This window comes from Limnovirga soli (assembly GCF_013106755.1).
Taxonomy (GTDB): domain Bacteria; phylum Bacteroidota; class Bacteroidia; order Chitinophagales; family Chitinophagaceae; genus Limnovirga; species Limnovirga soli.
The window spans coordinates 1-20,128 of record NZ_WHPF01000024.1 but is presented as its reverse complement, the minus strand read 5'-3'; the positions used below and the strand labels follow the sequence as shown (position 1 = coordinate 20,128).

Below are 20,128 nucleotides of genomic sequence, written 5' to 3'. Positions count from 1 at the left end.
TAAAGCCAAATTGAATGACATAGTTTGGCTACAAAAAAATATACCACTCAATTTACAAGTTCATTTTTGCCTCATATTGCTGCAATTGCATTTCGAGTAATTGTTTATATAACTTAAACCGGTAATTACTAAGGATTTCAGCTGTTTCAATGGTAACAGTTCGAAGCATATCCAGCTCATCATTTTGAAATTGATTGCTTACAAAATAATAATAATCTTTTTCCAGAAATGAATTGACTTTTTTATGGAATATTTCATTTTCATTAGCAGACAATATACCTCCCTCAATTATTTGTAATAATGCGGTCCTTAATTTTTTCTCGTGATTATGTTTTAAAGTGCCTACCATTTTGGCTACCTGCTCGGCAGTTAGGCTGCCGGTATAGAAAGTTTGGATAAAGTTTAAAAGATCGTTGGCAATTATTACATAACTGTTGTATTGCTCATTTACTTTTTGAAGGGATAAATAAGAATCTGTTATGTTACTGCCGTATTTGGTAAACAAAGTAAAAGCTGCTTTATCTAAAATAGAAAGCGCCTGCTCTTTGTTATCTATCTCTGTTTGCAGCTGTGTCAAAATAGTGTCGCAATCTTTGCGGCTGAATTTGATGCCATCAAAATCAAAATTTGTTACATCTATTTCTTTATTCTGAATGGCTTTGATGGTATTATAATCGTTTTGGTAACTTTTAATGGTGGCCTGTAATTTGGCATTGTCCGAGGTGAATATTTCTTCAAAAGTCTTTTGTGGCTCAATATTAGCCAAACTGATTATTTCGCTAATAGGTATACTTACTACTCGGCCATCATAAAAACCATTATATGCTGCCGGGAATTCGTAGTTAACATTTTCTGTAAGTTGCCATTCTTTAAACTCAGTGGTAGTAAATATTTCGAGTTGATCTTTTGCCGGTATATTTCTATATAAATTTTCAGTTAGTAGCTGCTGTAAATTTTCTGGGTGATTAAAAATATGCCAGGCCGGGCTTTCGTTGGGAGCAATATTTAATTGTAGTTTATCCAACTCCCTTTTTCTTTCATCCAGTTGCGGATGGCTTGCCCACTGATCTTTAAAATTAACACGCGCCGAAGAAAATGAATGCACAAACTCATATGAAATAGTTGGTAATCCATTTACCAGTGGCAATTTAAATTTATCTGCCACATTATGTAATACGGCCAGCTGATTACTAAAAATATTTTCTGTTGCTTTTTTATTTTTTAATAACTCATCAGCTTTGTCCAGTGCAGTATTATAACAACTGTTGGCAACATCAATTCTGCTTAAAGCACTTACCAGGTTATTACCCCCTGAAACACTTGCGGCAACTGCATCTGCATGATATTCCATTTCTCTGCTTAGGCCCAGGTAACTTTTATTGATTACTTTATACATGGCCCGTAAAATGTATTGTATTCCCTGTGCAATTTTGATGGTAATATTCGCAAATAAAGCCAGTATACTATGCAGCCCACCCCAGGTTTGCAGGAAGGTGGTATAGCTGGTATTTTCGAATAAAATATTATAGATAACACGATTAACATTATAAGTAAAACTACCCAACTTCATACTGCGTTGGCTAAAATGTCCAAACTCATGGGCTAATACAGCTTTTAGTTCGCTCATATTAATACTGTTTACCAGGCCAAGGCCAATTTCCAGATTTTTCTTTACAGGCAAAAACATGCTCCAGAAGCTGGAATTATAAAATACACAGGCATTTACATCGGGCGAAATATAAATTTTATTGGGAAAAGGAGTTGCTGTTTCTGTAGTAAGCTGTCGTATAAAATTAAAGAGTTGAGGCTGATCTGCTTCAGTAATTTCTACGCGGCTGGGGTTTTCATTTTTTGAAACCGCAAAAATAAACTTGATTAAAAAAAACAGCACTGAAATGCCTACTGCAATCATGCCAAGGCCAGCAATAAGTACAACGAAACTGGGGAATTCCACAATAAGTACCACACCCAAATAACAGCAAACCACGGCAAGTGCAATTGCAGCTATTATTAATACTAGGTACACTATAAAAAACAATATTATGGCAATAATAACTTTTGTTACCTGCTTTTTAAATGTAGCTGATGGCTGTATAATATTGGGATCAGGCAATAAGGGAGAGGGGGGATAAATAAATTGATTCATGGATTGGGCTTGTTTATGGTACAAGATATAAAAAGCCTCTTTTGTTAAATAAGCTTCCTCATTAAAATTTAATTATTAATAGCATTAAGTGATAATTTTTATTGTTTAATGCCTGGTATTGCCGCCATTATAGCATCGTCATTCCTTTGGCAGGGTTTTGCAATTAGGTATGCCCAAAATATTATTGCTGATTGGCCCATTTCTTATATTTCCTTATCTAGCACATTGGGATTGTCTTTACCTTTTGCTATTACATTAAATAAACAAAGGGGCAAATAATGATTCCACCCATCAGAGCAATCCTTAGAACATTCCATGGCCGGTAACTGGCCATTATGTATAAAATTATGGCCTTATTATTTTCCCTTGCCTCTATATTAAAAAAATAGTTGTGCTATTAACTCATGTAGGATATGCAGAAGTAATTGCATTCAGGTAATTATTTAACAAAAACAGGCCTATCACCATTAGAGTACATTGCCAAACATAATAAAGAGGTCCTTGCTTAAGCGTTTTGTATGTACCCGGCAACAAATCATTACTAATCGTACGTTGCGTCGCACTCTTGTGCGGTGGTAATGCTATGCGGCTATTATGGAAGCGAAAAGTATCTATACTCCACCAAACCTTATCATACATTTCACATGCTTTTAATATCTCAATAAACTAGATACAGTTGTTGCTTAATGTAAGTAATTGAATACTTAGTTATCTGCAAAAAAAAATAGCGAAGCCGGTTATGCTGCTTCGCTATTAAATTATGTTTGTTGCTTTACCTGCCTGGTGAGTATAGCATCTAACCGTACAAGTGTGCGACGCAAGTAAAGCCTGATAGCAATACTATTGCCCGGCTCATCTTTTGCATTTACATACCAGGTAACCATGGCCTGCCAATACCTTCGCGGAATGGCCAGGGCACGGTTGCCAGTATAATAGCCAATGCCAGTATATACAAAATAGCACTTCGCTTGCTATTGCCCGATTTTTTTAACGATATATGGCCCACTGTAATTAACGCAATGGAAATAATCATACCCGTAATATGTTCTACTGCCCAAAAGCGTTTGGCACTGTCTTTCATAGCTTCGCCCATACCATATTGCTGTATTAAAGCAAAGCCGCTGCCACCGGCAAAGTACTGGTATAAACCAATTAATAAGGTAGCATGCGCCGCAATAAGCAACCATTTACTTAAAGCCACTTTATTGGTAACAGTAGCCGATAAAAACCGCAGAATATTTACCACCAGTAACAGTATAATTACCCAACGCAATACACTGTGCAGGATTAATAGAAAATTGTACATAGCTTTTTATTTTAAACAAATCTACAGGCAGAATGCCGGATTAAGAAATATCAATATATATATTCACCCGCTTAGGCCAGCAGCATTTACGGATTGTCTACCCAATCGGCCATAAATAAATTGGTATCTCTGGTGCCACCATTACTGCGGTTTGAAGAGAACATAATTTTTTTGCCATCGCTACTAAACATGGGGAATGCATCAAAACCTTTATCCCGGCTAATTTTTTCAAGGCCGGTACCATCCATGTTTATCAAATACATATTAAAAGGAAAGCCCCTTTTATATTCATGATTGCTGCAAAAAATAATGCGCTTGCCATCGGGTGTAAAATTGGGTGCCCAGTTGGCATTGCCCAAATGGGTAATTTGTTTTGCATTGCTGCCATCGGCATTGGCTACAAATACTTCCATTTGTGTTGGGGCTACCAGGCCCTGAGCCAGCAGGTCTTTATAATCCTTTATCTCTGCCTCAGTTTTGGGGCGGCTGGCACGCCAAACAATTTTGGTACCATCGGGGCTAAACCAGGCACCACCATCGTAGCCCAGGTCTTTGGTAACACGAATTATTTTTTTAGTGGCCATGTCCATTACATACAGGTCAAGGTCGCCATCACGCATAGAAGTAAATATCATTTTTTTGCCATCGCGGGATAATGTGGCTTCGGCATCATAACCCGGTGTGGTAGTAACACGTTCCCTTATTTTACCATCGGTGCCGGCACGAAAAATATCAAAGCTTTCATATATAGGCCAAACATAACGGTTGCCCAGTTTGGTTCGGTCTGGTACCGGTGGGCAGCTATCGCCACCTAAATAGGTAGAGGCGTATAATACTTCTTTACCATTGGGCATAAAATAACCACAGGTAGTACGTCCGCGGCCATTGCTTACCTCGTAAAAGCTAAAACTATCCTTGTCGGTAGCGGGTATACGGCCAACAAACATCCTGTCGCACATTACGCCTTCTTTTGGGTTGGTGCGTTGAAAAATAATTCGGCTATTATCAAAGCTCCAGTAGGCTTCGGCATTATCGCCACCAAAAGTTAGCTGGCGTATATTTTTAAAATGCTTTTCATCGGCATAGTGCAGTGTATCACCTGTAGTGGTTTGTGCCTGTATAAGCTGGCTGCACACCATAAACAACAACAACAAACAAGGTTGTAACATTTTTTGTAACCCGGCAGTAGATAGTAAATGCATCGTTCCTTGCGTCGCACTCTTGTGCTGGGGTAACATTATTGGGCTAAGCATATCAGCTTTTTGAGAAGTAGTGTTATAACAACAAGCAATAGAATACCGTGTATTCAAACTCATGAATAAAGATTTGTGCAAATGTAGTGTTTGCTGCAAACAATCAATTGTCAGAAAATAGTCATAATTACACCCCGTGTATTTACTTTTGCGCTATGATGAAGCCATTTATCGCCATATTATTAATACTGTTTATGTGTTATGCCTGCCAGACTGAGCAGGACAACAATAGCGCCGATGCGAATGCAAAGCGTTTTGAAGCCTATATTCAAATGCTAAGTGCGCAGGTAGCACAACATCCTGATAGTGTTGGTCTTCGCTTACAACTGGCCGCAGCTTACGATAGTGCCGGCGAATTTTCAAAAGCATTTATACAAATGGATACCTTATTGGCTAAGGATTCTGCTAACTACGGACTTTGGTATAATCTGGGCCAAATTGCTGAAGATGCAAAAGATACAGCAAAAGCCATGTTTAGTTATGATAAGGCCTTACGTATTTATCCCTCTCCAGATGCCTTGCTAAGCCTGGCCAATTTATATGCTGAGCAAAAAAATCAAAATGCCCTTATTCTTTCTCAACAGGTAAAAGATTTTGGACTAGGCAGAGAAACCGATGCCCATGCCGCCTTTATAACCGGCATCTATTATGCACGCACCGGCAACATAGAAAAAGCCCTTGCCAGCTTTGATAATTGCATTGCCAATAACTATACCTATATGGAAGCCTATATAGAAAAGGGATTGGTATATTTTGATGCACAACAATACCAGGAAGCCCTTAACATATTTGTTTTTGCGTCAACTATTAATGCGCTGGATGCAGATACTTACTATTGGCAGGGCCGCTGTTACGAGATGATGCACATAAACGATAGTGCCGCATTGCGTTATAAACAATCACTCAATCTTAGCCGCAACGATTCAGTGGTTGCTGCTGCCATACAAAGGGTAGAAAAAAAATAAAAAATCGGTTTTTCACATACAACAAAACAACATATATGCCTATAATAGCTCCTTCGTTTTTAGCCAGTAATTTTTTAAAGCTGGAAGAAGAATGTGCCATGGTACACAATAGCCCCGCAGAATGGTTTCATTTAGATGTTATGGATGGCCGCTTTGTACCCAATATCAGTTTTGGCTTGCCCATTATTGAAAATATCCGCAAAACCACCAATAAAATTTGCGATGTGCATTTAATGATACTGGACCCCGGCAATTATGCCGCCGCTTTTAAAAAAGCAGGTGCTGATAACCTTACAGTGCATATAGAAGCTTGCCCCAACCTGCATAGAAATTTACAGCAAATAAAAGAATTGGGTATGAAAGCCGGCGTAGCCGTTAACCCACACACACCCGTAAGCCTGCTAAGCGATATTTTGCACGATACAGATATTGTTTGTTTAATGAGTGTAAATCCAGGCTTTGGCGGACAAAAATTTATTCCTTACACAATCGAAAAAATAAAACAATTACGCCGCATGATTGATGAAAGAGGTTTATCTACCTTAATTGAAATTGATGGCGGTGTTACCCTGGATAATGCCGCATCTATTGTAGCTGCAGGGGCAGATGTACTGGTAGCAGGCAGCAGTGTTTTTAATGCAGCAAATCCGGTAGAAGCAATTAAGGCGTTTAAGGCTGTATAATCCCTGCAAAAGGTTAACTCATTTAAAGCTACAGGCTAAGGCCTGTAGCTTTTTTATTTTAAGGTGGTGGTGGATAAAAAAAAATTATATTTATACAAGGAGCCAACCGAAAATCCATAACAGAGTAGGCGCAGTACCCAATTGCGATAATAAGGGTAAACCAAAACTTGCAGATATGAAAAAAAACACTTTTTCGCTGCCCATTTTAGTGGTGGCATTATTGGTAATGATTTCATGCCAAAAACAAAATCAGCAAATTAGCCAGCGTGCAATATCAGTAACGGAAAGCAATGCTGCCGTTGCCTGCCAGGCCACCTATTTTCAATTAATACTAGATCCGGGCGGTATTTCATATATGTTTAAAACCCTTGGTTCGCCAACAACCGGTGGGCCGCTGCTAAGCGGTATTATCGGTAGTTATGGCGATAATGTAATTAGGGAAGCGGGTACCACTATACCTATTACGTTTGTAACCGGCATTGCATACGAACCTATTTCTGGTATAGTTACCGCTACTACTTCGCCTGCCAGTAATTATCCAAACCGCATATTGAGGTTTCCCATATCTAATCCCAGTATAGCCACGCATGTTGCCATGGTTTCATCGTGCGGAATACTGCTAAACGTAAGCGATATTGAATACAATATAACCAATGGGCGTTATTATGCCATTAACCGGGGCAGCACTGCCTTTAATAACCGTATTGTTGTAATTAACCCCGGTGCGCCAACCAATGTTGTTTGTATGCCAGCAACTGTGCCTGTAGCCAGACAATTAAGGGGTTTAACCTTTGGCTGTAATGGACAGGGTTATGTAATGCAAATGAATGGCCCCAATGGCAAAATAATCAGCTTTAATCTTGCCACAGGGGCATTGTCATTGCCAGCATGTAATTATACCGGTATCATTGCACCGGGTGCGCCTGCTGCTTCTTTCCCTGAAATGGGTTTACATTTTGATTGTTCCTGCAGTGGCCTTTTTATAACGGGTAATTTTGATCCTACAAGCGGGGCATCATTGCTTACAGATGGTATGGCTTCCTGTATTGGTGCACCATCATATGCCTCCTTAACTGGTGTAATAAAACCCACAGTTGATTTTGCACGGCCATAGTTTAAAATAGTGTTTTGTATTAATGCCCCATATTGATATGCTGCACAAGAGTGCGACGCAACAACTGTCGATAATTGTACAAATGCCGGGAACATCATCTGTATTAAAATGGTTGTATTTAACTATTTTTTTTGGAGCCCTGCAAATAGCATATATCAGCTTTACTTGCGTCGCACTCTTGTACTAAAGTAATGCTGCTGAGCCTGGCACAAATACCCAAAAAAGATACATATCAGGCATAAAAAAACCTCCGCAAATGCAGAGGTTTTTTTATGCTTAAAATAGTTAATTATTGCTTTACAAACCTAAGTGTTTGTTTGGTATTACCATTGGTAAACAGTACAATATAATTTGCTTTTGGCAGTCTGGATACATCTACACTGGTTTGTATGGCATCTTGTTGTATACTGCGTTGCAAGACCGGTTTTCCATCAAGGCTTATTACCTGTAAACTGGCACCATTAATGGCTTTCGGGTGCATCATCACCAATGTATTTGCTACAGGGTTTGGAAATACATTAATGCTAACCACCGCCTTGCCATTGAAAGATACAATACCGCTATATTTGGCTGCCCCATCATTATCAACACATTTAATACGATAATAAGCAGTACCGCTTAATAATTTTACATCAGTAACCTTATAAGTTGTTGCGCAGTTGGCGTTCTTAGCCGGTACAGTTGTAACAGCGGTAAATTGCTGTGCATCTGCACTTCTTTCTACCACAAAATGGTTTACATTAATTTCATTACAGGTTACCCAGCTTAAGCCGGCATGTCCGTTATTATCTATTACATTAAATGCAGAAATGGTTAAAGGCAATGTGCCATCGGCCCAGGAGGTAGATACTTTAATAGCATCAATAGCACATTTGGGTGTACCACCTTTTGATGCACCTGCCTGCCTTATAGCAAAGCGGCCTATATTGGTAGGTTCAGAACCTATAGAATAAACACCACTGGCCTGGGCTGACGGCTCAGTACCACTAACAGGCTCATCTACCCAAATTTTCACCACATCATTTGTTCCACCGCTAATAATTTCGTAAGAAAATGTTACCAGGTGCGTAATAGAAATAGCAAAATCGGCACTTACCCAGCTAATGGGTAAACTAACACTGGCTGTAGATGGGCAAATACCCAGGTTAAACGTGTTGGCAACAGATCCCTTGCGAATATATACCCTGCCAGAATAACTTGAACCGCTGGTACTTGGTAAATATGCCGCAAAATATTCGCCAATGGCTGAGTCGTGTGCAATAAGGTTATTCGCAGTTTCCAGGTTTATTAAGAAACTGGTATATACTGTACCACTTGTTTGCGCAGTAAAAGAAGTAAATGCATCTTCTGCTGAAGATTTTACGCTGTCCATCAAAATCTTTCCGCTGCTACCATCGGGGTTAGTATTGTAGTTGGCATAACTAAGATCACCGGCAACCACCTGTATAAAAAATGCACTGCCCGAATTAGGCGTCCATTTGCCGCCACTCACATTGGCTCCACCTGCTGAGTCAGTTAATTGTCCTACAGAATAATTAAAATCTTCTGTAAGCAAACGCTGGGCCTGTACAGCCATTGCCATCAGTACACACAAAATAATTAGGGTAAAATTTCTTAGCATATGTTTTGGTTTTCTGCAAAGTAATAGATATTTGCCTACCAACATTGTAGGCAATAATAATTTAATGCAAATCTTATGTAGGGCGTTATTTCAGGGCAATACGTATCTTCAAACCCTAATAGCTGGTAATGCTTACACATTTTAAACGTTCGGGTATTTTATTCTTTTTGCTGGGTATTTCTTTTCTATTGCAGGCACAACAAAAAAAGGCTTCTATCAGCGGTATTATTACTGATGACAATGGCAAAGCACTATCCGGGGTGGTGGTAGAAATCCTCAATGCCAGTAAAAAAGTAATTACCAACGATACTGGTTTTTTTAGCATTACTGTAATTGCCAATAAACCAATGGCCCTGGTATTTAGCTATACCGGTTTTTTAACCATCCAAAAGAATTTCTATCCCGGTACCGATGAAAAAGAATTTATAAGGCTGCAAATGCAACGCTATACCAATGAACTGCAGGCGGTTACTATTAAAGACCAACGGGAACGGCAACAGGCAGGCCTGAATGTATTAGATGCCAATAAAGCATTGCTCAACCCCTCGCCTATTGGCGGTATAGAAGGCCTCATTAAAACATTGGTAGGTAGCAATAATGAACTTTCTTCCCAATACAATGTACGTGGTGGCAGCTATGATGAAAACCTGGTGTATGTAAACGATTTTGAAGTGTATCGACCCTATCTGGTACGCAGCGGCCAGCAGGAAGGGCTTAGTTTTATAAATCCCGAACTTACTGGCAACGTAAGGTTTTATAATGGCGGTTTTCAGGCCAAATATGGCGATAAAATGAGCTCTGTGCTGGATATAACCTACCGTAAACCCACCCTTAACAGTGGCTCAGCCTATCTGGGTTTATTAGAACAAGGCCTCCACCTCGAAGGCACAGCAAACCATAAAAAGGTTACCTATTTGCTGGGGCTAAGAAACCGCAGCAACAAAAATCTGCTCAGCAGCCAGGAAACCACCGGCAATTATATTCCTTCCAGTGCCGATTGGCAATCACTCATTACCTGGCAGGTGGCCACCAAATGGCGGTTGGAAGCCATGGCCAATATCTCAGCTACCTCCTTTCGTTTTTATCCTAAAGAAAGTCAGTTAACATCAGGAGTATTTTCACCTTTATATTCCTCTTCTTTAGGACTGGATATTTTTTTTCAGGGACAGGAAAAAGACAAGTATAGTACCGGTTTTGTTGGGCTTAGCGCTATTCACCAACCCACAAGAAGCCTGCAGTTAAAATGGATGGTAAGTTATTTTAACAATAGCGAGCAGGAAAATATAGATATTACCGGCGCCTATTTATTTGGCGAACGCGATGTAAATAATGGCGGCGGTATTGTAAACCCCCTGGGCGCTGGTGTAAACCAAAACTATGCCCGCAATGCATTAGATATTGATGTGTATACCGCTGCACATAAAGGCACTCTCGATAAAGGCCGCCATTTTATCCAATGGGGTAATAGCATTGAAAGACAGTTAATTACCGATCATCAAAACGAATGGGAGTATAGGGATTCTGCCGGTTATTCCCTACCCAACCAGCCCGGCCCGCTGTCATTGTTTAGTGCGGTAAACAGTACGGCCCAATTAGGCATTACCCGCTTTAGCGGCTATGTACAAGACAATATTCGCTTTGCCGATTCTTCTGGTTTTACCATGCAGCTGGGTGCCCGTTATAATTACAATACACTTAATAAAGAGTTCCTGGTATCGCCGCGGGCAGGTCTTTCATTTAAACCGCAGTCGTGGAAAAAAGATATCGTCATCCGGGTTGCTGCCGGCGTATATGTGCAACCCCCTTTCTATCGCGAAATGCGGCGTTTTGATGGCAGCCTCAACACCGGTTTGCTGTCTCAAAAAAGCTATCAGTTAAGTGGCGGCTTCGATTATCAGTTTAGGCTGTTTCAACGCCCGGCCCGCTTTAGTACCGAGCTGTATTATAAATACATAAAAGACGCCGTGCCTTATGATATAGACAATGTAAGGCTGCGCTACTATGCCCAAAACAATGCCAAAGCTTATGCCGCCGGTATAGAAGCCCGCCTGTTTGGAGAACTGGTAAAAGATGCCGAAAGCTGGATAAGCCTTGGCCTCATGCGCACCCGGGAAAATATCAATAACGATAGCTATACCACCTACACCAATGCCAGCGGAGAAATTATTGGCCCTGCCACCATCGACAAAATACCTGCCGACAGCAGCGTTAATGCCATCGGTTGGTTGCGCCGGCCTACTGACAGGCTGGTAACATTTGGCCTATTTTTCCAGGATTATTTAAGCACCAACAAAAACATAAAAGTATATTTCAATACCATTTATGGCAGCAACCTGCCGTATAATATTCCCGGCAATGCCCGCTACCGCAATGCCCTGCAAATAGAGCCTTATATTCGGGTAGACATGGGTTTTAGCGCCCTATTGCTAACGGCGCAAAGCAACCGGCGCAGCCATTCCCCCTTTAAAAACTTTACTGATATTTGGGCAACCCTCGAAATATTTAATGTAATAGACCGTGCCAATACCATCAGCTATCAGCTGGTAAAAGATTATGGCAATAACACCTACACCATTCCCAACCGGTTAACCCCAAGGCTGCTGAATCTTAAAATTATTGCCCGTTGGTAAATGCAATTGGTAAACAGCGCAATAGCTATTATTAGCCCGGCAGCACCGCCATTGGCAACATCCTTGCGTCGCACACTTGTACGGTTAGATAGTTTGGGCAGCAGAAAATACATGTTATAATAAAATCTGGCACCAATAACCCAAAAAACAAACATCCCGTTAACTAACCTGCCAAAAATTGCATTGCCATATGCAGCCGCATCTCACTAATTAAAACGTAAATTAGCACCTTAACAAATTAAGGAGATTTGTAAATGTCAGAAGATCAAAAAAAGCAACTTGAACAACAGCTTTGGAATATAGCCAATACACTAAGGGGTAAAATGAACGCAGATGAATTTCGTGACTATATTTTGGGCTTTATTTTCTATAAATACCTTGCCGAAAAAATGGAAATTTATGCCAACAGTATTTTAAAATCTGATGACATAAAGTATAAATCCATAAACGAAAATACCAGTCAGGGCAAAGAATACATTCAGGCCATCAAAGAAGAATCTTTGGAAAAACTCGGTTATTTCTTAAAACCTGCTGAACTCTTTAGCGAAGTGGCAAAACGGGGTAATAGCGATGTAGAAGGAGAAAACAATTTCATACTACAGGATCTGCAAAAAATCCTAAATAATATTCAGTTATCTACAATGGGAACTGAAAGCGAAGAGGATTTTGACAACCTCTTTGAGGATATGGATTTAAACAGCACCAAGCTGGGTAAAACCCCCGAAGCAAGAAATGAAATTATTGCCAAAGTACTCTCACACCTTGATAAAATTGATTTCAAACTGGAGCAAACCGAATTAGATGTATTGGGCGATGCTTACGAATACCTGATAGGGCAGTTTGCCAGTGGTGCCGGTAAAAAAGCAGGCGAATTTTATACGCCACAGGAAGTAAGTAAAGTTTTGGCAAAAATTGTAACCACAGGCAAAAGCAAACTAAAATCAGTGTACGACCCTACCTGTGGCTCGGGTTCTCTGTTGTTGCGCGTGGCAAAAGAAGTAACAGAAGTAAGCAACTTTTACGGTCAGGAAATGAACCGCACCACCTATAACCTTGCCCGAATGAATATGATTTTGCATGGGGTGCATTATCGCAAGTTCAATATTAAACAGGAAGATACTTTAGAACATCCACAACACCTAGATAAACAATTCGAAGCCATTGTAGCCAATCCACCTTTTTCGGCTGAATGGAGTGCCAACCCATTGTTTACCAGCGACGACCGTTTTAGCCAATACGGTAAATTAGCCCCGGGCAGTAAAGCCGACTATGCTTTTGTGCAACACATGATTCATCATTTATCTGAAAATGGTATAATGGGTGTTGTTTTGGCTCACGGCACATTATTCAGAGGCGGGGCAGAACAGCACATTCGTAAATACTTAATTGAAGACCGAAATTATTTAGATGCAGTTATTGGTTTACCAGCCAATATATTTTACGGTACAAGTATTCCAACTTGCATAATGGTTTTCAAAAAATGCCGAGAGCAACCTGAAGATGTATTATTTATTGATGCAAGTAAATATTTCGAAAAAGTAAAAACTCAAAATGTCTTAAAGGACGAACATATTGATAAAATTATTGACACTTATCGCAATAGACTTGAAGAAATTAAGTATAGCAAAAGGATTTTGCTAAAAGAAATCATTAAAAATGATTACAACTTAAATATACCAAGATATGTAGATAGTTATAATGCTGAAATAGATATTGACATCGACAAAGTTGCGTCTGATTTAAAATCCTTGGAAAAAGAAATGAAATTAACCGATAAAATTATTCTAGATTTTTGTATTGAGCTAAAAATCGCAACACCTTTCTAAAAATGAAAAATGTAAAAAGAAGACCCAATCTAAGGTTTCCTCATTTTAAGGATGAGTGGGAAAATTATCAGTTGGGAAATTTACTGGAGTTTAAAAACGGCATAAACGCTTCAAAAGAACAATATGGGCGAGGTTACAAGTTTATTAATGTATTAGACATACTAAATAATGATTTCATAACTCACGAAAAAATAATTGGTAGTGTCGAGGTTGACGAATCAATAGCTGAAAAATTTTCTGTCAGCTACGGAGATATTTTATTCCAAAGAAGCTCTGAAACGAGAGAGGAAGTTGGTTCAGCAAATGTATATTTAGATAATTCTCAACAAGCAACTTTTGGAGGCTTTGTAATCAGAGGAAAGAAAATTGGTGAATACGACCCTATATTTCTAAATCTATTCTTAAAAACAGATTATGCAAGAAATCAGATTACCTCTAAATCAGGAGGAAGTACAAGGTACAATATTGGACAAGAAATGTTATCTTCTATTTCTCTGTTACTTCCTACTCTTGAAGAACAAAACCGTATTGCTTCTTTCTTCACCGTTTTAGACAAGAAAATTGCAGAACTAAAACAAAAGAAAAAGCTTTTAGAACAATACAAAAAAGGCATAATGCAAAAACTCTTTTCGCAAGAATTGAGATTTAAAGATGAGAATGGAAAAGAGTTTCCAAATTGGGAAACATTTAAAATTGGTGATATTGCCTCTTTGATAAAAGACGGTACACACGGCACTCACAAGGACAGCAAAGTTGGTAATTACTATTTATTAAGTGCTAAAAATGTTGTTGATGGCATTATAAAAATTGAAGAAGCTGATAGAAAGATTTCAAAAGAAGATTTCGATTCAATTTATAAAAATTACAAATTAAAGAATGATGATATTTTGCTGACAATTGTAGGAACAATAGGCAGAACAGCAATCTGGAAAGATAATATTAAAAATGTGGCGTTTCAAAGAAGTGTTGCATTTTTAAGATTTGAAAACAATTTGCCAGAATTTATCTATCAATTATTTAATCAAGAACTATTTCAATTAGAATTATTAAAAAGGCAAGTTGTTTCCGCGCAACCCGGAATCTATTTAGGAGATTTAGCCAAAATAAAAATCAACATACCGATTATTAAAGAACAGAGAAAAATTGCAGTTTTCCTTAGAACAATTGATAATAAAATAAACAGTACCGAAACTCAGATAAAGCAAACCCAACTATACAAGAGGGCTTTGTTGCAAAAAATGTTTGTGTAATATTATGATAAAAGAAACCCAATGGCTGCTAAATAGCACAAGAACCATTCTTAACCACGAAAAAGAACTGGAAAAAGTAAAAGGGGAATCGTTTAATATATTTTCTATTCTTAGAATGGAAAAGAAAGAAACGCAAACTCATACACCATTTATCGCAGCCTTACTTGATCCTAATGGTTTGCATTATAAAGGAAGCACATTTTTAGAATTGTTTTTAGAAACAATTGATTGGAAAACTATTGCCCCTAACAGTTCATTTGATTTTAAAACAGCAAGGGTTTGCACCAATAAATATATTGGCACTATTAATTTAGAGGAAGGCAAAGAATCAGGTGGTTATCTGGATATTTTTCTTTTTGATGCCAGGAATGAGAGCATAACAATTGAAAATAAAATTGACGAAAACACAGAACAAGAAAAGCAGATTCTTAGGTATAGTAAATATAACAAACAAAAAAATACAATTCTATATCTAACACCTTCAGGTAAAGTTCCCACAAATTATAGTAAGGGAACACTAGAAGAAGGAACGGACTTCTATTTAATTTCTTATAAAAAAGATATTCTGCAATGGCTAACAAAGTGCTTAAAAGAATGTGCAGAGCAGCCATTATTGCGGGAAACAATCAGGCAATATCTTATTCTCATAAAGAAAATAACTTTTACAATGGACAATCAATATGCCAAAGAATTAAACGGGTTAATGCTGCAGTATTTTGAAGAAGCATCATACATAAACGCAAATTTTAACATTGTTAAAAAAGGTGTTTGCGACAGTTTGCGAAAAACAGTTGCTGATTTATTGAGAATTGAAATGGGTGCGCAATTTAATATTTACGAAGGCGATCAAGTTAATGCAGGAGCTCAAATATGGCTTAAATACAAAGCCTATGATACTGCCAATCAATTTTTTGGTATAGAGTCGTTCAACTTAGATGGTGAAGGGTTGGATGTAGGTATTTATAGCATAAACGCTGAACCTATTAATGCTATATTTTCCTGGCCTATAAGTGAAGAGAGCTATTACTGGCCATATTACTCATCATTAGATGATTTCGAAGGGTATAGTTTACACTTTAATTCTGGCAAAATTTTGGGGAAAATTTATTCAGATGAAGATTTTAAAATTAGATTAACCACATATATTGTTAATGAAATCAAAGAATTTATTTCAAACCTTGGTCCAGAGTTATTACAATATCTTGAAAGTAAAACAATGCCTAAGCAACCCGAACAAATATTATAAGATAATATAGTTATATCAACCAAAAGGGTAAGAACAGGTTGGATGCTTTCAGTCTGTTTAAATCATTTAAAATCTATGGCTTTAAAATTTTAGCTTTAAAATGGATACAAAATTGAAAAATGCATCTATATTTGCACCAACAGTACTCGCCACGCTAAAACCTGAAAAGGTTGCGTACCAGGGCGAGTCTTTTGCTTTTATAACCCTTTCGTTAACTTAATATACCCCCTGGCGTATCTCAAATACGCTCTTAGGGGGTTTTTTATACTCAAAACAAAAGCAATTGAAATGATTTATGATAAACAAAGCTTTACCATTGAGCAACATATAAAACAGCTTCAACAAAGGGGTTTGGCCATTACTAACGAACAATTGGCCATTCATTATTTATCACATGTAAGTTATTACAGGCTTGCAGGCTATTGGTGGCCCATGCAAAGCGATAAAGAAAAGCATATTTTTAAGCCAAACAGTAAGTTTGAAGATGTAGTTGCGCTATACAATTTTGATAGGGAATTAAGAATTCTGCTTTTCGATGTAATTGAAAAAATAGAAATTAGCCTCAGAACAAAATTAATTTACCATTTATCGCATGAGTTTGACCCATGGTGGTTTCAAAACACAAACATATTTGAAAATTCAGGAGCTTTAATTGAAACCCTGGCCAGTATAAAAGAAGAAGTAGACCGTTCAAAAGATATTTTCATCAAAGAACACAAACAAAAATACAAAGACGACCTGCGATTTCCCCCCGCATGGAAAACGCTGGAACTAACCAGTTTCGGTTCCTTATCCAAGCTTTATGGTAACCTTAAAAATACCATCAATGCAAAAGATACCATCGCTAAAGAATTGGGGGCTGTAAATCATACCTACTTACCCAGTTGGCTTCAATCAATTGCACAAATAAGAAATTATTGTGCTCATCACAGTCGTTTATGGAATAAAAATTTACCCGGCGCACCCAAACTACTTTCAAAGCCTCCTTACAAATGGGTAAATGATGTACCTACTGATAACCAAAAATTGTATATACATCTTTGTATAATGAAATATTTAATTAATATTATTGCTCCTGAAAACTCGTTTTCAGTAAAGCTTATTGATTTGTTGGCAAAATACCCATCAGTTGACCCAAATGCCCTAGGTATGAAACCTGATTGGACTAACGAACCTCTTTGGAAATAAATGGCTAAACAACCCGAACAAATATTAGAAGAACAACTGGTAGCTCAACTGCAAAAGTTAGGCTATGGCTTAGTGCAATTGAAAAACGAAAAAGATTTAATTAACAACCTCAAACAGCAATTAGAAAAGCACAACAACATTCAATTCAGTAAAGCAGAATTTGAAAAAGTAGTAAACATATTAAACAAAGGCTCTGTATTTGAAAAAGCCAAAACTCTAAGAGAAAAACAACACATTGTTAGAGACAATGGTGAGGATATATACTTCGAATTTATACAAACAGAGCATTGGTGCCAAAATCAGTTTCAGGTTACCCATCAGGTAACAATGGAAGGCACTTACAAAAACCGTTATGACGTTACCCTATTGGTTAACGGTTTACCCTTGGTACAAATAGAACTTAAACGCAGAGGGCTGGAGCTTAAAGAAGCCTTCAATCAAATCAATCGTTATCAGCGTCATTCATTTGGGGCAAATGCTGCCTTGTTCCAATACCTGCAAATATTTGTCATCAGCAATGGCGTTAATACAAAATATTATGCCAATAACAGGCATCAATCTTTCAAACAAACTTTTTATTGGACAAATAAAGAAAACAAACGCCTTACCAATATTCTCAATGGGTTTACCAGCGAATTTTTAGAGCCTTGCCATATCAGTAAAATGATATGTAAATATATTGTGCTCAACGAAACCAATAAAATATTGATGGTGCTTCGTCCGTATCAGTTTTATGCAGTCGAAGCACTCATAGACAGGGTAAAGAACAGTAACAAAAATGGATATATTTGGCATACTACAGGTTCGGGCAAAACCTTAACATCGTTTAAAGCAAGTCAGATTTTAATGAACTTGCCCCAAGTAAAAAAAGTAGTGTTTGTGGTAGATAGAAAAGATTTGGATTATCAAACCAACAAAGAGTTCAACAGTTTTAGCAAAGGTTGTATCGACGGCACAGACAATACAAAACAATTGGTTCAGCAGTTTTCAAACGATACAAAACTCATAGTTACCACCATTCAAAAACTCAATACTTCCATTAGTAAAAAACAGTATTTGGGCAAAATGGAAAAACTGCAAGACGAACGTATTGTTTTCATTTTTGACGAATGCCACCGCAGTCAGTTTGGCGAAACACACAACCGCATCAAAGCATTTTTCAACAACATTCAGTTGTTCGGTTTTACTGGCACCCCAATTTTTGCCGACAATGCCGTAAAAAATGAGTTGGGTAAACGCACCACTACCGAATTATTTGGCGACTGTTTGCACAAATACGTAATTACAGATGCTATCAAAGATGAAAATGTACTGAAGTTTTCTGTTGAATATGTAGGAAGATATAAGCGCAAAGAAACCGCCACCGAAATAGATATTGAAGTTGAAGACATCGACACCAAAGAGTTGATGGAATCACCAAAACGATTAGAAAAAATTGTAGATTATATTATTGCCAACCACAACCGAAAAACACATAACAGGGATTTTACTGCAATGTTTTGTGTAAGTAGCGTGGAAACATTGATAAAATATTACGACTTCTTCCAGCGCAAAAAGCAGGAAGGCAAACACAATTTACGTATAGCAAGCATTTTTAGCTATGCCACCAATGAAGATGATCCAGATGCTAACGGATTTTTACCGGAAGAATTGTCAGTAGCAGAAGAACCTAGAGCTTTATATGGTTTGCAGGTACACAGTCGTGAAAAATTAGATGAGTTTATCGGGCATTATAACACAATGTTTGAAACTAAATTTTCAACTAAGGACAGTGAACGTTTTTACAACTATTACAACGACATTTCAAAGAAAGTAAAGGAACGAAAAATTGATATTTTACTCGTGGTAAATATGTTCCTTACTGGGTTTGATAGCCCAACGTTGAACACAATGTATGTGGACAAAAACCTAAAATATCACGGATTAATACAAGCTTATTCAAGAACCAACAGAATTTTAAACGAACAAAAATCACAAGGTAATATCATTGTTTTCCGAAACCTTAAAAATGTAACCGACCAGGCGATAACACTTTTTAGCAATAAGGAAGCAATAGATGTAATTATAATGAAGCCTTATGAAGATTATGTAAAAAAATTTAATACCGCATTTATAGAATTAATAAAAATAGCACCAACTGTAAACAGCGTAAATGATTTAAAAAGCGAAGATGATGAATTGGAATTTATCAAAGCTTTTAGAGAATTGATGCGTATTAAAAATATACTTTCTGCCTTTGCCGATTTTAAATGGGACGATTTGGCAATGGCAGAACAACTTTTTGAAGATTACAAGAGCAAATACCTTGACTTGTACGACAAAGTAAAGAGCAATCATCAAAAAGAAAAGGTTTCCATTTTGGAAGATGTGGACTTTGAGTTGGAACTGATACACCGTGATGAAATTAATGTCAATTACATAATTCAGTTACTAATAAAACTTAAAAACAGTCCTCAGAAAGATGTAAACAAAACAGAAATAGAAATATTCAATTTGCTAAATAGTGATGTGCAATTGCGTAGCAAAAGGGAATTAATAGAAAAATTCATTCAGGAAAACCTCCCGGTTTTAGAAGATACTGATGACATTCCAGAAGCATTCGATAAATTTTGGAATCAGGAACAGCAAAAAGCATTTAATCAATTGGTAAAAGACGAAAATCTATCTCCCCTTAAAACCGAAAAAATAATTGAAGATTATTTATTTGCCGAAAGAGAACCATTGAGAGATGAAGTACTGGAATTAATTGAAGGAAACAAGCCAACTGTATTGGAACGCAAGAAAATTGGCGAAAGAATTTTGAGTAAAATCCTCGCCTTTGTAGATACGTTTATAAACGGTATGCCAGGAAAATAGAAGGTACTATGCAAATAAGTGTGTAAGTACTAAACTTGCTCCGT

13 protein-coding genes are annotated in these 20,128 nt (G+C 37.7%); 9 read left to right on the top strand and 4 right to left on the bottom strand.

Features of this window, described 5'->3' with window-relative positions:
- Nucleotides 1–52: 52 nt before the first annotated feature.
- The 3 genes from GD597_RS21415 to GD597_RS21405 all read right to left on the bottom strand — a co-directional run bounded on the left by GD597_RS21415 (nucleotide 53) and on the right by GD597_RS21405 (nucleotide 4,768).
- A complete protein-coding gene (locus tag GD597_RS21415; RefSeq protein WP_171609970.1) occupies nucleotides 53–2,146 on the bottom strand; it encodes a M48 family metalloprotease in 2,094 nt (697 codons plus the stop codon).
- Nucleotides 2,147–3,011: 865 nt separating this feature from the next.
- The gene (locus tag GD597_RS21410; protein WP_171609969.1) at nucleotides 3,012–3,452 is read right to left on the bottom strand and encodes a hypothetical protein; all 441 of its coding nucleotides are present in this window, start codon (nucleotides 3,450–3,452) and stop codon (nucleotides 3,012–3,014) included.
- Between the two features lie 86 nt (nucleotides 3,453–3,538).
- Entirely contained in the window at nucleotides 3,539–4,768 is a 1,230-nt protein-coding gene (locus GD597_RS21405; protein WP_216368651.1) for a TolB family protein, read from the bottom strand.
- A 92-nt stretch (nucleotides 4,769–4,860) separates the two neighbouring features.
- Between GD597_RS21405 and GD597_RS21400 the strand changes: the two genes are divergently transcribed.
- The 3 genes from GD597_RS21400 (at nucleotide 4,861) to GD597_RS21390 (ending at nucleotide 7,467) form a co-directional block, all read left to right on the top strand.
- Nucleotides 4,861–5,670: a tetratricopeptide repeat protein gene (locus GD597_RS21400; RefSeq protein WP_171609968.1), complete on the top strand. Its 810-nt coding sequence runs from the start codon at nucleotides 4,861–4,863 to the stop codon at nucleotides 5,668–5,670.
- A gap of 35 nt (nucleotides 5,671–5,705) precedes the next feature.
- Nucleotides 5,706–6,353, top strand: coding sequence for a ribulose-phosphate 3-epimerase (gene rpe, locus GD597_RS21395; RefSeq protein WP_171609967.1), 648 nt, complete (start codon nucleotides 5,706–5,708; stop codon nucleotides 6,351–6,353).
- Between the two features lie 175 nt (nucleotides 6,354–6,528).
- Entirely contained in the window at nucleotides 6,529–7,467 is a 939-nt protein-coding gene (locus tag GD597_RS21390) for a hypothetical protein (protein ID WP_171609966.1), read from the top strand.
- Nucleotides 7,468–7,756: 289 nt separating this feature from the next.
- Here GD597_RS21390 and GD597_RS21385 read toward each other — a convergent pair whose 3' ends face one another.
- Nucleotides 7,757–9,088 carry a T9SS type A sorting domain-containing protein gene (locus tag GD597_RS21385; RefSeq protein WP_171609965.1) on the bottom strand — a complete coding sequence of 444 codons (1,332 nt, stop codon included), beginning with the start codon at nucleotides 9,086–9,088 and terminating at the stop codon, nucleotides 7,757–7,759.
- 128 nt (nucleotides 9,089–9,216) lie between these two features.
- Here GD597_RS21385 and GD597_RS21380 point away from each other — a divergent pair, with 128 nt between their 5' ends.
- The 6 genes from GD597_RS21380 to GD597_RS21355 all read left to right on the top strand — a co-directional run bounded on the left by GD597_RS21380 (nucleotide 9,217) and on the right by GD597_RS21355 (nucleotide 20,084).
- The gene (locus GD597_RS21380) at nucleotides 9,217–11,718 is read left to right on the top strand and encodes a TonB-dependent receptor (RefSeq protein ID WP_171609964.1); all 2,502 of its coding nucleotides are present in this window, start codon (nucleotides 9,217–9,219) and stop codon (nucleotides 11,716–11,718) included.
- A 254-nt stretch (nucleotides 11,719–11,972) separates the two neighbouring features.
- Nucleotides 11,973–13,544 carry a type I restriction-modification system subunit M gene (locus GD597_RS21375; RefSeq protein ID WP_171609963.1) on the top strand — a complete coding sequence of 524 codons (1,572 nt, stop codon included), beginning with the start codon at nucleotides 11,973–11,975 and terminating at the stop codon, nucleotides 13,542–13,544.
- Nucleotides 13,545–13,546: 2 nt separating this feature from the next.
- Entirely contained in the window at nucleotides 13,547–14,794 is a 1,248-nt protein-coding gene (locus GD597_RS21370) for a restriction endonuclease subunit S (RefSeq protein ID WP_171609962.1), read from the top strand.
- 4 nt (nucleotides 14,795–14,798) lie between these two features.
- A complete protein-coding gene (locus GD597_RS21365; protein ID WP_171609961.1) occupies nucleotides 14,799–16,040 on the top strand; it encodes a PDDEXK-like family protein in 1,242 nt (413 codons plus the stop codon).
- Nucleotides 16,041–16,328: 288 nt separating this feature from the next.
- Complete coding sequence (locus GD597_RS21360; RefSeq protein ID WP_216368650.1) at nucleotides 16,329–17,228, top strand: Abi family protein; 900 nt, start codon at nucleotides 16,329–16,331, stop codon at nucleotides 17,226–17,228.
- Entirely contained in the window at nucleotides 17,229–20,084 is a 2,856-nt protein-coding gene (locus GD597_RS21355) for a type I restriction endonuclease subunit R (RefSeq protein ID WP_171609960.1), read from the top strand. It abuts the gene before it with no gap.
- The last annotated feature ends 44 nt before the right edge of the window (nucleotides 20,085–20,128 follow it).

Excerpts from the sequence above, each read along its gene's own strand:
- GD597_RS21355 (WP_171609960.1), top strand. The coding sequence starts at position 17,229 with ATGGCTAAACAACCCGAACAAATATTAGAAGAACAACTGGTAGCTCAA.
- GD597_RS21360 (WP_216368650.1), top strand. The coding sequence starts at position 16,329 with ATGATTTATGATAAACAAAGCTTTACCATTGAGCAACATATAAAACAG.
- GD597_RS21375 (WP_171609963.1), top strand. The coding sequence starts at position 11,973 with ATGTCAGAAGATCAAAAAAAGCAACTTGAACAACAGCTTTGGAATATA.
- GD597_RS21370 (WP_171609962.1), top strand. The coding sequence starts at position 13,547 with ATGAAAAATGTAAAAAGAAGACCCAATCTAAGGTTTCCTCATTTTAAG.
- GD597_RS21365 (WP_171609961.1), top strand. The coding sequence starts at position 14,799 with ATGATAAAAGAAACCCAATGGCTGCTAAATAGCACAAGAACCATTCTT.
- GD597_RS21415 (WP_171609970.1), bottom strand. The coding sequence starts at position 2,146 with ATGAATCAATTTATTTATCCCCCCTCTCCCTTATTGCCTGATCCCAAT.
- GD597_RS21385 (WP_171609965.1), bottom strand. The coding sequence starts at position 9,088 with ATGCTAAGAAATTTTACCCTAATTATTTTGTGTGTACTGATGGCAATG.
- GD597_RS21405 (WP_216368651.1), bottom strand. The coding sequence starts at position 4,768 with ATGAGTTTGAATACACGGTATTCTATTGCTTGTTGTTATAACACTACT.
- GD597_RS21390 (WP_171609966.1), top strand. The coding sequence starts at position 6,529 with ATGAAAAAAAACACTTTTTCGCTGCCCATTTTAGTGGTGGCATTATTG.
- GD597_RS21380 (WP_171609964.1), top strand. The coding sequence starts at position 9,217 with ATGCTTACACATTTTAAACGTTCGGGTATTTTATTCTTTTTGCTGGGT.
- GD597_RS21410 (WP_171609969.1), bottom strand. The coding sequence starts at position 3,452 with ATGTACAATTTTCTATTAATCCTGCACAGTGTATTGCGTTGGGTAATT.
- rpe (WP_171609967.1), top strand. The coding sequence starts at position 5,706 with ATGCCTATAATAGCTCCTTCGTTTTTAGCCAGTAATTTTTTAAAGCTG.
- GD597_RS21400 (WP_171609968.1), top strand. The coding sequence starts at position 4,861 with ATGATGAAGCCATTTATCGCCATATTATTAATACTGTTTATGTGTTAT.